Source organism: Legionella nagasakiensis (assembly GCF_900639915.1).
Taxonomy (GTDB): Bacteria; Pseudomonadota; Gammaproteobacteria; order Legionellales; family Legionellaceae; genus Legionella_A; species Legionella_A nagasakiensis.
Map to the genome: position 1 here is coordinate 15,640 of NZ_CAAAID010000005.1, position 12,719 is coordinate 28,358.

The following is a 12,719-nucleotide window of genomic DNA, read 5'->3' on the forward strand; positions in this document are numbered from 1 at the left end:
TAAAATGGTTATTCGAGGCTTTATATACGTTGTACCAGTCAGATTCGCCTAATACTGATCCTATCAGTAGATAATTTTTTATTTATGGCTAATTTAAATATTATAATCAATAACCTAACAAATGAATGTCTTCAATCATGATCAGCAAAGAAAAATGGGACAACTTGACAACCTGGATGCAAAATTTGTTTGTTCATGACGGTGATCTCACGGAAAAATTTATCATAGGCAGCGGTAAAGGCGGGCAGAAATTACATAAAACTGCCTCTACGGTTTATTTAAAGCATAGACCATCTGGGATTGAAATAAAGTGTCAGAAATCTCGCAGTCGAGAAGATAATCGCTATTTTGCAAGAATGCGGCTTTGTGAAAAATTGCATGCGATGCTTAGCGATGAAAAATCGAAGGAACAGCGAGGAATTGAAAAAATAAAACGGCAAAAACAAAGACGTTCAAGACGTGCGAAACAAAAGATCCTGGATGAAAAATCTAAACAAAGTCAATTGAAACTATTACGAAAAAAGCCTCAAACCTATGAATAATGCACGTGTAAATCCTGCGAAGACGGTTTCTAGATAGAATACTTTTTAACAATTCTATTATTTTTAAGTACTCTCGTATTCCAACATTATTTTTACATTTTACTACTTATTGCAGCTAGGTTTGGTTTTTCTTATTAGTGAGAGCTACATAACCAGTCGTATAAATCAGCTGATGGTTAATCTTTAATGATTAATCTTGAAGGATAAAAAATAACCTTTATGATTATTTGTTGATCCAATTGGTTAAAAAATATATAATATGTCGACAAATTAATATTCATAGAGGTATTAAAATGCCAAGTCCTTATACAAGAAAAATTCTCAATGTATTATCAGAACATAGAAGAATTCCTAAAGATGGAAGGGAAACGCTTAGTGTAACCGAGTTTTCAAGTAAAATCATTGCAACGGTAGATGCAATGGTAGAGCGAAGTGAAACAATACGAATCGTTATGCCTGCGTTTCCAGAAAAAGCCCCCGTTAGAGGAAAGACATTGAGCGACTCCCCGGATATGGCTGAATTAGTTTCTTTGAAACATTTGAATAATATCTGTCAGAGCATAGCAGCTGTTTATCCTTCAGGAGCTGAAGTTGTTATTTACACAGATGGATTTGCATTTGAAGATGTATTTCCCGATATTCATACTAGAGAAAAACGCGAACATTACCTATCAGAATTAGCGGATATGATCGAGAGAAATCATTTAAGCAATATAAAAATTGTTAACCTATCAGGTATTGTTGATTTAAACGAGTATGCAGAAACTGATGCCAGTTTCGCAGAGCGAGTTAGAAAGCCTAAAACTCACGCGGATATTGATAGTCTCAATTTATACCGCGGTGAAATTCGATTTTTTACAACGGAATTAAGCATGGCTTACCCGGATAGATCCACTTCACGAATAAAAAAGGATGCTGCTATTATTGCGCGTGGTGTGGCACGTATGAGTGCTGCACTTAGTAATTATCTATCAATGATTGAACCCGAAGCACTTCGTTTATCGTGCCACCCTAAAACAGTAGATTCTGACAAAATCGGCATATGGTTTAACGAGGATCATTCGCCGGGTGGTACCCCATGGCATAATGCAGCTATTTTTGAAATCCAGAAAACGAGTAATAAATGCGTTGTATCTTTTATGAAAGCATCTGAAGCAGCAGAGAAAGGATTCATCTTAAAAGAAGATAAAAAGGGAAGGCCCAGCCATTTTGTATCAGAGGATGTATTCCGTCATGCTTGTACATTACAATCTTTTTTCAGGCGTGTTCACGCCACCCGATTAAAATCAGTGCTGCATGAGAAAGAGGCTGAACTAACTGGCCATATACCATCCAGATAGTGATTTATGATATTCAGCAAGATTATATGTAATTACTCTCTTTAAGAGAGTAATTACATGCGAGTACTGGCCAATGCATCAACCAGATGTCGTGCAAGCTGGTTGGCAAAAATTGGCTAATGGTGACTCTTTCTTTAAAAGTTTAATTAAGTTACAGCAGCTTATTGTTATATCATATTCACAGGCTCTGATGACGTGGGGATATTCTTGTCTTATTATTAACTGCCCCTGCTCAATAAAAAATTGAACATAAAGATCAGAGCTTGCCTTCTGAGTAAATAAATCATTACAATCCTTTGATAGACTGGGTTTTTGCTTAATAAACTGCTCTCTTATTAGTTTTTTGAGCTGTTTTTCATTGCGGCCCTCTTTCAACAATTCTATTCTTTTTGCAGTGTTTAAATCATAAGTAGAATACAAAATAGCTGAATCTGGATAAGGGCCTGCACAATAAATATCTACATTGCTTGTAAAGCTTAGTAAGTGCTTTGATGAGTATTTTAACTGCACCACGCTTTTGGAGTGCATTTTATGTTTATTGGTGGGATCGGCAGAACACAATTTATCAGAAATCATATCTTGATATAAAAGACGATTAGCAGCTTCACGACGTTGAGTGCCAAGTGTTTTACCTAGCTCTATATACTCTAGATTGAATTGGCCTCGTTCATCATTGCCTCGTATCTTTTTGATTGATATCTGAGGTTGCGACCATGCCAGATTTGAAAAAATCAGCAAACTACAAACGACCGTTAATATGTATTGCATCATGTATCCTTTAATTTTGAGTATTTTGATGAATACTTATATCTTGTTTAACGCATATTCATTGCAAAATAAACCGATATGGTTAATATTTGATTAAAAAGGAATTTTATGAAAAAGCCAAAAATGATAGGGATTAATCATGTTGCGCTTGAAGTAGGTGATATTGAAGAAGCTTTGGTATTTTATGGAAAGATTTTTGAATTTATTATACGTCATAAAGATAAGTCCCACGCATTCATTGATTTAGGCGATCAATTTTTTGCGCTCATGCAAAGAGACAAAAAATATATTGATGATATTCGCCATTTTGGTTTAGTTGTTGATAATCGAGAACATGTTAGAAAACTGGCAGAGAAAGCTGGCGCCACATTGTTGGAAGGAAAGTTTTTAGATTTTCTTGACCCATGGGGTAACCGCATACAGGTTGTTGAATACGCTGATATTCAATTTACTAAAACTTCAGACATACTCAAGAAAATGGGGTTGAACGTAGGAAAAAATAAGAGAAATTAAAGAAGCTTCAGGAAAAGTCTCATTTTATATTCCAAATTTCCTAACTTATATTGTCGATAAAACTAAACATAATAAACAGCCAGAAATTCCTAGGAATTTATATGGCCGTTTAGTTATAGGGTAAAAATTGGTAGACCACAATTCAATTGCTCTTCTGAGCCATGATTATTTGCTGTGTGATGTTCCATCTTGGCAGGTGCAAGTACCGCTACGTTTTTCAATATCGATTACACAGGATTTAAACCCATTGTGTCGACTACAAAAATGCTCACATCTTTTGGTTTGCTGAGTGTTGCACTCTTTGGTTTCATCGGCAAACGCGGCTGCTGGATTAAAACATAATATGAAGCTAAGTGTTATGGTTAAAGATCTGATAAACATTTTTTTCTCCTATTTTATGGTTATTATTTGGTAGATAGAATATTTTTATCATTATAATAGATTTTAAAGAATTATTTTTAGCTGATTATTCAGCGTTTATGTATGGATTTATATATCTGGTTTAGAGAGCATTTACAGGACTTACGCCATTGTTCAATAAACGTCGACAAGGAGAAAACATGTTAGATCGCCTGTTTCCCCGTATACTGAATAATAATTATCAAGGTTATGCCATTGCTAAATGGGTCTTTTATTTAATTACCTTGATGACCATTGTTCGTAGTTTACTTCATATGTTTCTTCCGGATGGCGGGGCACAAAGTATTGCTACGATTCCACTCAATACGTTTACCCAAGATGGTGCGGCCACAGTTATCTTAATCTTTGCTTTATGGGGTTCTTCTCAACTTCTGATGGCGTTTGTCTATCTGGTTGTGATTTGGCGTTATCAGACATGGATTCCTTTTATGTACTTGCTGATTTTTTTAGAATACAGCTTTCGTATGTTCTTCATGCATATCAAACCTATCCATATTACTGGCACTGCACCTGGTCATGTAGCAGATTATGCGATGGTACCCCTAGCATTGGTGATGTTGGTTTTATCTCTTCACCGGAAACATTAAGAAGTAACGATAATAGAAACATTATTTATTCTTACCAAGCCATTTCATGATATCCTCTAACAAAATTAATATTGCTGTTGTAGAAAAGAAAATACCATAAGTGAAAGGGACTGTTTGATAGGCCCGCAAAACTTGTAACCATTCTGGTTTGTTCGTTGGTATCCATATTATGGGAATCATAAATCCCAGGAGGGTAATGAAGGTCAAGGCAACGAAACGAATAAATAATCGTGGAATTTTTCGCTTACTAACGCCATAAATGACTGCTGAAATAACAAGAATGCCTGAAATGATACTAATGATATTGGCTGAGCGAAAATCCAAAAAGCGAAACAGTTCTTCCTCTAACTGGATCGAAAAAACAGGGTGACCAACAAACTGTAGTGCTATATTGCTGATGAGTACCACTATACACAACATAAATGGCAATATAATCCATTTATTCTTTAACAGTAATGAATACCCGTCAAGAAAAAACCATATGATTGGCCAAAGAACAATCCCTGCTGAGTAAATTAATATGATACTCATTGTGCTATCCTAAATTGCAGTCATTCAAACTCGATTTGACCCTAGTCAATTTGAATTGTTATAGATAATCAATTCAAGATTCCTCCAATTTGATATTTGGCAAAAAACCTGTTCATGTACATTAAAAAGAGACGTGCTTCTCAGTACCACCAGCAGCGCCTTGGGTTAAGCTCTGATTATCTCACTTAAATAAAGATGGTCAGTCCAATTGGATCCAGTCCGCCCCCAAGTCGGGTCTATGCCACCTCCTGTGACTTGATTTAGTTCCTCAACAGAAACCCCGCGAACCGGTACGAATAAAATCAACTTGCCGCTCTCGCTTGCTGCGTCGGAAGTGTCAGTAACGACTTTAATATTCACATTGGAGACGATGTTCAAATTTGCTTCGTTGAGAGCCTGAATGGGATGCTGTTTTAGATGTTGTAAATAATCTTTATCTTTTTGAGCTTTTTCGATGACGCTTTTAAGTCGGGATTGAAATAGTTTTTCATCCGTTAACGTGGTTATATCGTGCAGCTTAATCGGTTTTTTAACATCTTGTTCAGATGCCTTAGTTTTCTTCATAGCTTTCTCCAAATAATTGCTTCCTATAAAACCTGAGCTTGGAGCAAACAAGAGGGTGCCCTGATTTCAGAAAATTTTAGTTGTTTTTATAGTAAATATTAGACTACTTGATTTCATTTGAGAAATTTATGGACGGATAAGATGGTTGCTTAAAATAAGAAGAGAAAGGTAGTAAGAGGTAACCCACCGAATTTACAATGAATGCAGACTAGGAATTTCCTAATAAGACGCTTGTTGCATAGTTAGTTGAAGACGATATTTTTTATTTACAGATAAAAGGGCTTCAATAATCATGCATGACAATAGAAAGACTTTGAATTAAAAAAAGAGAGGTGGAGCCTTTAATCAGGCTTGCTGGAACAATCTGAAGAGAAAAATGCATTGTGAGAGACAGTTCTGGGATATTAAAAGATTGATTTACTCGCCAACATTGGGACAATCCGCAATCATTATTGGGTACTACCGTAGGTGAGGTCAGTGGTTGTGGATGTAAAGTTAGTTTTTTTTCATTGATCTCAACGCGTCTATTAAGCAAAAATTGATGCATGGGCCCCCAGGCTCCTGGAAGATAATTTTTGCGTACGGCCTTAATTTCAGCAGGTGTGTCCTTATAACTGGCTGAAAGTGTCTCCATTAATATGTGCTGAGCCCAATCCCCAATCGTTGTCATATCATCCGCATGGGCATAGGAAAAAACGAAAACGATCAAGATAGCCAATTTAATACGCATCATTCAATCCTGTTATTTAAAATGCATTTAAAAAGTAGAGGCCTGTTGTTTAATTTTAGATTAAAAAATATAAGCTATGGGTTTATTTTTAATAAATTTATTCTTTTTGCTCTTTCCTGTGAATTTTTGCGCCTTTTTCTTTGCGCCGTGTGATAATGCTAAGATCGCATTTTCTGAAATAGATCCGTAACTCATGGCAGAAATATTGATTAAAGAATTAGTGGTATAAGGACATTTGCAAGTTTCTCCAACGGTTATTGCATGGGCTTTTACTACATCGCGTTTTAGTACCGGAAAGGGAGAATCAACAAAATAAATGGTGTTGATTGGTCTGTGATCACGGGTTGTTCCAAATCCTATCGTAGTATCCGTATTTTTTGCTGCCTCATATACCCACAAGTGTGCTCAGTACGATTGAATGGCAGCTCTTCGCGATCACGAGCATAAAAATATTGCCGGAAATAAACTCCTAATGATTCAGCAATATAACGACCATAGCCAATGGTAGGGAAATTTCTTAATATCGTGTGCTCTTTTTACAATAGATTCCAATACCCTAGAAAGATAATAAATATTAGAAGGCAGGTGATTAAAATAATAAAAAATAATGCGACAGGGCTTAAGTGAGATGAGAAATGATTGACGTTCATCCGTGGACATCCTTAAAAATAAAACCCCTTTGAATCAATGGTTATAAAAATCGATAGAAAGTACGTCTTTTAGATTTTCATTTTTCGGTGAGCATGATTGATTTAGTTTTTAAATGAGGATATTTCAATGTTCAATCGATACTAGTTTGCTCCAGATTCAGATGAATGTTCTGTGGCTAGAAGCATGTACATCGCAGGCACAACAAATAAAGTGAATAGTGTTCCAATTGCAATGCCGGAAGCAATAACTAGGCCAATGTTATAACGACTTACAGCCCCTGCACCAGTGGCCAAAATAAGTGGTACAACACCTAAAACCATAGCGCCTGTGGTCATTAGAATTGGGCGAAGTCGTATGCTGGCAGCCATTTCTACTGACTCGCGCTTACTTTTTCCTTCTCGTTGCAAATCGTTGGCAAATTGTACGATCAAAATGCCGTGTTTACTGATCAGTCCGATTAAAGTAACCAGCCCAACTTCGGTGTATATATTAAGACTGGCACCGCCGATGGAGAGGCTGATAAAAATCATTGCACCGCAAATGGACATAGGCACACTGATTAATATGGTGAGTGGGTCACGAAAGCTTTCAAATAAGGCAGCCAGCGAGAGAAAAATGATGATGAGAGCAAAGAAAAAGATCATGAAAAGAGCGGTATTTTCTTGTACAAATTGGCGAGATTGTCCAGCATAATCAATGGAATATCCTTGCGGGAGGATGTCTTGTGCCATTGCTTTCAAAGCGTTGAGCGCTTCACCCATAGTAATCCCAGGAAAGGGAACGCCCGATAAGGTGGCTGAGTTGAGTTGTTGGAAATGGTTTAATGACTGGGGAACCACTTTTTTATCTAAGTAGGCAACGGTTGATAATGGGATGGAAGAGCCATTCGTTGCATTGAAATAATAATTTAATAGTTGTCCATCATTTTGACGCTTTTCTCGTGTGACTTGAGGAATGACTTGATAAGAACGGCCTGAATAATCAAAATAATTAATATAGGCTTGGCTTAAGGCGCCGCTTAATACACCGCTGATATCCAACATGGTAAGACCAAATTCTGCCAGCTTATTTCTATCCAGGATAATTTTTGTTTGAGCTTTATCGATTTTAAGATCGGTGTCCAGAAAGACAAAAAGGTTACTTTCGCGAGCCTTATCCATTAAAGCCTGATTGACTTCGTTAAGTCGCTCAAAAGAATCGGTCGTTCCAATAACAAATTGAATAGGAACGCCGCGAGCTCCCGGTAAGGGCGGTGGTTGAAAGGCTGCAATAATACCACCGGTAATTGTATCCAATTTTTTTTGCACAAGCGGCTGTAGCTCGTTGGAAGTTCTTGTGCGTTCATCCCATGGTTTGAGCCCCATGCCAATGAGGCTGGAATTCAGTCCACTAATGCCATCAAGCTGGAATATACGTTCGGTTTCAGGAAATGAGTTATAAATTTCCCTGACGGCATTGGAATAAAGTTGTGTTTGCGCAAGTGTGGCATTAGGGGCAGCGGTCAATTGTGAAATAATAACCCCTTGATCTTCTTGCGGTGCTAATTCTGATTTAGACGTTGTATATAGAAAATAGATACTCAGTAAGATAATGATTGTGAAAACAATGGTGACGCTTAGTGAATTCAGTGATTCATGCAGTAAGCGTTGATAGGTTTGCTTCAAACGATCAAATTGCTTGTCAATAAATTCTAAAAAACGATGGTGATTATTATTTTGATGATGTGGTTGTTTTAACAGTTTGGAGCACATCATTGGTGATAGCGTTAATGCGATAATGGCTGACACGGTAACTGCTCCAGCTAACGTAAATGCAAATTCTGTAAATAACGCCCCAGTTAAACCACTCATAAATCCTATTGGTACATACACGGCAATGAGTACAATCGTAATAGCAATGATGGGATTGGCTAATTCACGAGCTCCCCGTAAGGCCGCATGAATTCGTGAGACGCCTTCTTCCATGTGTCGTTGAATGTTTTCAACGACAATAATGGCATCATCAACGACTAAGCCAATGGCTAAAACAAGGGCGAGCAACGTCAGCAAGTTGATGGAATATCCCAAGAGTAACATGATAAAAAAAGAACCAATCAATGACAAAGGAATCGCAACCAGTGGAATGACTACGGATCGCAATGTTCCTAAAAATAAAAAGGTAACCATCGTTACAATTGCCAAGGCTTCAGCCAGAGACTTAACGACTTCATAGATAGAACTGTTTACAAAGGCGGTTGAATCGTAAACAATTTTTGCGTGTAATCCTTCCGGCAGCTGACTTTGAATGTCAGGAAACATTTGTTTGACTTTATTGATGACTTCTAAAAGATTTGCAGTCGGTGTTAAAAGAATCCCGATATAAACCGCTTTCTTTCCATTAAAGCTTACTGCGGTATCATAGTTTGTGGCCCCAAGTGATACATTGGCAATATCCTCCAATCGAATGATTGCGCCGTTTTGGGATTTGATGATCATTTTTCGAAATTGTTCAACGGTGGTCAGATTTGTGGTTGCCGCAAGATTGACAGTAAACATGCTACCGTCGGTGCGACCAGCAGCAGTAATGACGTCATTTCTCGCCAAGGCCTCTGCAATATCTTTCGTATTTAAACCAAATCCCGCTAATTTTTCGGGGTCAACCCAAATCCGCATGGCAAACTGCCTATCGCCACGGAGTTCAGCCTGTTGTATGCCCTCGATGGCTTGTATTTTAGGTTGTACAACCCGTAAAAGATAATCCGTTACATGGTTTGTTTCGAGAATATCACTATAAAATCCAAGATACATGGCAGCAATGGTTTGCCCAATTTGTATGGTTATGACCGGGAGTTGGGTGTTGGGCGGTAATTGATTGAGTACAGCATTTACTTTAGTGCTGATATCGGATAGAGCCTTTTGTGCGTCATAATTCAAGCGTAAATAAATGGTGATTGTGCTGGCATTAGAATTGCTGCTGGAGGTCATGTAATCGATCCCATCTGCTTGCGCTATCGAATTTTCTAATGGCGTTGTGATAAATCCGGCAACAATAGAAGGGTCTGCACCAGTATAAGTTGTAGAGACGGTGACAACGGCGTTTTCGGTGTAAGGGTATTGTCGTACTGGTAATGAACTAAGAGAGCGCATCCCCAATGCTAAAATCATCAAGCTCACCACCGTTGCTAAAACCGGCCGCTTGACGAATAGATCAGTAAATTTCATAGCGCCACCTTTAGTGATTATTCTTTAATTCGGGATCTGGATTGTTGGGGAGCGCAATGGAATTATTAATGGCAACTCGACTGCCATTTTTTAACTTAAGCTGCCCACTGGTGACGATCTCATCGCCTTTTTGCAATCCCTTTAAAACCTGTATTTGTTCACCTCTGGTTTCGCCTGTTGTAACAAAATGCTGGGTTGCTATCAAAATGGGATGGCTTTGCTTATCTTTACCTGATTCTTTAAGGATGTAAACGATGTCACCATAAGGATTAAAGCTAATTGCTGTTTGTGGAACGGTAATAAATGAAGAAGGTTTGCCAATGATAATTTCTACCGTGCCAAACATGCCTGGCATTAATTGATTCTTTGGATTTGCTAGCGTGGCTTCGACTTCAACGTTGCGCGTACCGACGTCTAGGGCGGGATTAATGGTTGTAATTTTGCCGTGAAATGTTTTGCGGGGATAGGCGTCTGAGGTCACTATGACATCCTGGCCAATTTGAAGTTTGGCTAATTTTTGTTGGGGTATATAAAAATCGATGTAAATTGGGTCGAGGGTTTGCAGCGTTACTACTTTATCACCCGGGTTGATAAATTGCCCCGGGTTGACGTTATTGATCCCTAAATGTCCTGCAAAAGGTGCCCGGATTGATTTTTTATCGACAATCGCTGCTTGTTGGGCAACTTGTGCCTGTAAGCTTTTCAAGTTGGCTGCGTCATTATCAAGCGTCTGCTTGCTTACTGCATGAATGGCGTATTGGGCTTTATCACGTAAGTAGGTGATTTTCGCAAGTTCCGCATTGGCTTCTAGGGCGTGTAATTGTGCAATGTCATTGTCTGCATTGAGTTGGACTAGCAACTCATTTTCCTGCGCCATGGCACCTGGTTTAAAATAAATCGTTTGTACCATACCTGCCAATTGTGTCGTGACGTCAACGCCTCGTATGGCACGCACACTACCAGAGGACAATAATTTGGGCTGCCATTGTGAGTAACCTACTTTCATGGTGGCTACGTTCGGAATTTTAGATTGTTTTTCCATGGCGGTTTTTAATAGGAATCCGGTAATGATTTTGTAAATGAAGATACCTCCAAAGAGAATGCCTACGCAAAGCAGCATAATGATCATTCTTTTTTTCATAAATAATCCAATAATGTATTAACCAAATACCTCTGGTTTATATTGCTGTAAATTATCTGCCAAAAGTGGGCTGCAATTTAATAAGCAGCGATTCCACCAACCACCACCCAATGCTTGAAACAGGGCCGCCGTATCGGTATATCGGGCGCTTTGTGCTTGAATTCGTGCAATTCGTGCTTGCTGGTAATTACGTTCGGCCGTTAATAAATTTAAATAGCTGACCGCGCCCAAGCGAAATTGTTGTCGTATCAAACCAAGTGAGTCACGGGCGGTCTTTTCAGCGGTGGTTTGCGCGTTGAGCAACTGGGCGTCATATTCTAGTGCTCGCAAAACATCAGCGACATTCTGAAAGGCTTGCAGAACCGTTTGTTTGTATTGGGCAGCCGCTTGTTCATAAGCGGCAATGGCTGCATTCCGCTGGGCAATTAATGTGCCGCCATTGAAGATAGGTTGTGCAACTGCCGCGGTAATACTCCAAATGTTATTTTGTGGTTCGAATAATGTACTAAGTTTTGTGCTTTGCTGACCATAATTACCATTTAAGGTAATTTGTGGATAAAGATTTGCTGTTGCTACCCCTATCTGTGCGCTGGCCGCATGCAATAAGGCTTCTGCTGCTCGAATATCTGGGCGTTGTCTAGCCAGCAAAGAGGGGCAGCTTAATGGTAAATCCGTGGGTAAACGTAAACCATCGAGCTTCAGCGTTGGCAGTTCTTTTTCACTTGGAAGTTTACCTATCAGTAAAGATAGAACATGTTGATTTTGTGACAAACTTTGTTTGAGTGGTGGCAACGATGCCTTAATTTGTGCAAGTTGGTTTTCTTGTAATAAAACTTCCGCTTTGGACACGCCTCCTAATGAAAATTGTTCTTTCACGAGTGACAGTGTTTTTTCTTCAGCTCGAATGAGCCCATGAGTTGCATTAATTTGCGCTTGCAAGGACGCTATGGTGATGGCCGTGGTCACAATATTGGAAGCCAGAGTAAGAAAAGCGGCTTCAAGCTCAAACTGTTGATAATCAACTTGTGCGCCGGCGGCTTCAATTTGACGACGTAAACCTCCGAATACATCGAGAGTATAGGCGACACTGATGTTCGCATTGAATAAATTAAATACCCGTGATCCAATGATGGGCGTGGTGCTTGACCCGCCAAATTGTGCCGCGCTAAAACGTTGACGTTCTGCTGAAAAATTGCCGGTTACGGTAGGAAATAAGGTACCGACTTGAGCAATATAATTTTCTTGTGTTTCAATCAGTGTTGCTTTTGCTGCAGCAAGTGTGGGGCTATTATGCAGGCCTGTCATAATTAAGGAATGAAGTTCAGGGGAATGAAATACACGCCACCATTCTGCAGGAATTTGTTGACCTAAATGAAAAGACTGTGATTTTCCAGCAAGGCCTGCTTCCTGGACGCTGACGGTTTTTTTAGGAGAGTGACCGGGAATATATTGGGTGGTTTGTGGGGAAGCAGGGGGATGAAAATCAGGGCCTACCATACAACCGCTTAATATTGTAAGGATAAACAATAAGCAATGGTTGTAACAAACACGAAATAAATACATGAGCATCCTGCCAGATCATTTTCCCTTTCTATTTTGCCACAAAGAGCGGATGAGAGGGAGCTTTAGAGAGCTACTCATGCAACGGATAAGCATTTTTGGAATATTCATCTTTAATCCAACAACTTAACCAGCATCTCCAGGAATTGGAAAATAATGGCACTTATACAGC

At 38.9% G+C, this 12,719-nt stretch carries 12 protein-coding genes; 4 read left to right on the forward strand and 8 right to left on the reverse strand.

Annotated features, from left to right (window positions below):
* Window positions 1–137: 137 nt before the first annotated feature.
* Both E1O52_RS05725 and E1O52_RS05730 read left to right on the forward strand, forming a co-directional pair.
* Window positions 138–542 (forward strand): peptide chain release factor family protein, encoded by a 405-nt coding sequence (locus tag E1O52_RS05725; RefSeq protein ID WP_133127755.1) that lies wholly within the window; start codon window positions 138–140, stop codon window positions 540–542.
* Window positions 543–781: 239 nt separating this feature from the next.
* Window positions 782–1,882, forward strand: a complete 1,101-nt coding sequence (locus tag E1O52_RS05730) for an L-tyrosine/L-tryptophan isonitrile synthase family protein (protein WP_242602173.1) — start codon at window positions 782–784, stop codon at window positions 1,880–1,882.
* Window positions 1,883–1,960: 78 nt separating this feature from the next.
* On the opposite strand, the gene E1O52_RS05735 is transcribed toward E1O52_RS05730, so the two are convergent.
* Complete coding sequence (locus E1O52_RS05735) at window positions 1,961–2,653, reverse strand: hypothetical protein (protein ID WP_133127756.1); 693 nt, start codon at window positions 2,651–2,653, stop codon at window positions 1,961–1,963.
* Between the two features lie 105 nt (window positions 2,654–2,758).
* On the opposite strand from E1O52_RS05735, the gene E1O52_RS05740 reads away from it, so the two are divergent.
* On the forward strand, window positions 2,759–3,163 hold the full coding sequence (locus tag E1O52_RS05740; RefSeq protein WP_133127757.1) for a VOC family protein: 405 nt from the start codon (window positions 2,759–2,761) through the stop codon (window positions 3,161–3,163).
* 560 nt (window positions 3,164–3,723) lie between these two features.
* On the forward strand, window positions 3,724–4,170 hold the full coding sequence (locus E1O52_RS05750; protein ID WP_133127759.1) for a hypothetical protein: 447 nt from the start codon (window positions 3,724–3,726) through the stop codon (window positions 4,168–4,170).
* 21 nt (window positions 4,171–4,191) lie between these two features.
* On the opposite strand, the gene E1O52_RS05755 is transcribed toward E1O52_RS05750, so the two are convergent.
* From E1O52_RS05755 to E1O52_RS05785, 7 genes are all read right to left on the reverse strand, one after another.
* Entirely contained in the window at window positions 4,192–4,701 is a 510-nt protein-coding gene (locus tag E1O52_RS05755) for a hypothetical protein (protein WP_133127760.1), read from the reverse strand.
* A 165-nt stretch (window positions 4,702–4,866) separates the two neighbouring features.
* Complete coding sequence (locus E1O52_RS05760; protein ID WP_133127761.1) at window positions 4,867–5,265, reverse strand: hypothetical protein; 399 nt, start codon at window positions 5,263–5,265, stop codon at window positions 4,867–4,869.
* A gap of 283 nt (window positions 5,266–5,548) precedes the next feature.
* Window positions 5,549–5,998, reverse strand: coding sequence for a hypothetical protein (locus tag E1O52_RS05765; protein WP_242602174.1), 450 nt, complete (start codon window positions 5,996–5,998; stop codon window positions 5,549–5,551).
* A 57-nt stretch (window positions 5,999–6,055) separates the two neighbouring features.
* On the reverse strand, window positions 6,056–6,394 hold the full coding sequence (locus E1O52_RS13340; RefSeq protein WP_242602175.1) for a glutamate synthase-related protein: 339 nt from the start codon (window positions 6,392–6,394) through the stop codon (window positions 6,056–6,058).
* A 392-nt stretch (window positions 6,395–6,786) separates the two neighbouring features.
* Window positions 6,787–9,846, reverse strand: coding sequence for an efflux RND transporter permease subunit (locus E1O52_RS05775; protein ID WP_133127762.1), 3,060 nt, complete (start codon window positions 9,844–9,846; stop codon window positions 6,787–6,789).
* A gap of 10 nt (window positions 9,847–9,856) precedes the next feature.
* On the reverse strand, window positions 9,857–10,987 hold the full coding sequence (locus E1O52_RS05780; RefSeq protein WP_207384180.1) for an efflux RND transporter periplasmic adaptor subunit: 1,131 nt from the start codon (window positions 10,985–10,987) through the stop codon (window positions 9,857–9,859).
* A gap of 18 nt (window positions 10,988–11,005) precedes the next feature.
* On the reverse strand, window positions 11,006–12,550 hold the full coding sequence (locus E1O52_RS05785; protein WP_133127764.1) for an efflux transporter outer membrane subunit: 1,545 nt from the start codon (window positions 12,548–12,550) through the stop codon (window positions 11,006–11,008).
* Window positions 12,551–12,719 lie beyond the last annotated feature (169 nt).

Coding starts and splice junctions, on each gene's coding strand:
- E1O52_RS05735 (WP_133127756.1), bottom strand. CDS start 2,653: ATGATGCAATACATATTAACGGTCGTTTGTAGTTTGCTGATTTTTTCA.
- E1O52_RS05755 (WP_133127760.1), bottom strand. CDS start 4,701: ATGAGTATCATATTAATTTACTCAGCAGGGATTGTTCTTTGGCCAATC.
- E1O52_RS05780 (WP_207384180.1), bottom strand. CDS start 10,987: ATGAAAAAAAGAATGATCATTATGCTGCTTTGCGTAGGCATTCTCTTT.
- E1O52_RS05725 (WP_133127755.1), top strand. CDS start 138: ATGATCAGCAAAGAAAAATGGGACAACTTGACAACCTGGATGCAAAAT.
- E1O52_RS05775 (WP_133127762.1), bottom strand. CDS start 9,846: ATGAAATTTACTGATCTATTCGTCAAGCGGCCGGTTTTAGCAACGGTG.
- E1O52_RS05750 (WP_133127759.1), top strand. CDS start 3,724: ATGTTAGATCGCCTGTTTCCCCGTATACTGAATAATAATTATCAAGGT.
- E1O52_RS05740 (WP_133127757.1), top strand. CDS start 2,759: ATGAAAAAGCCAAAAATGATAGGGATTAATCATGTTGCGCTTGAAGTA.
- E1O52_RS05785 (WP_133127764.1), bottom strand. CDS start 12,550: ATGTATTTATTTCGTGTTTGTTACAACCATTGCTTATTGTTTATCCTT.
- E1O52_RS05765 (WP_242602174.1), bottom strand. CDS start 5,998: ATGATGCGTATTAAATTGGCTATCTTGATCGTTTTCGTTTTTTCCTAT.
- E1O52_RS05760 (WP_133127761.1), bottom strand. CDS start 5,265: ATGAAGAAAACTAAGGCATCTGAACAAGATGTTAAAAAACCGATTAAG.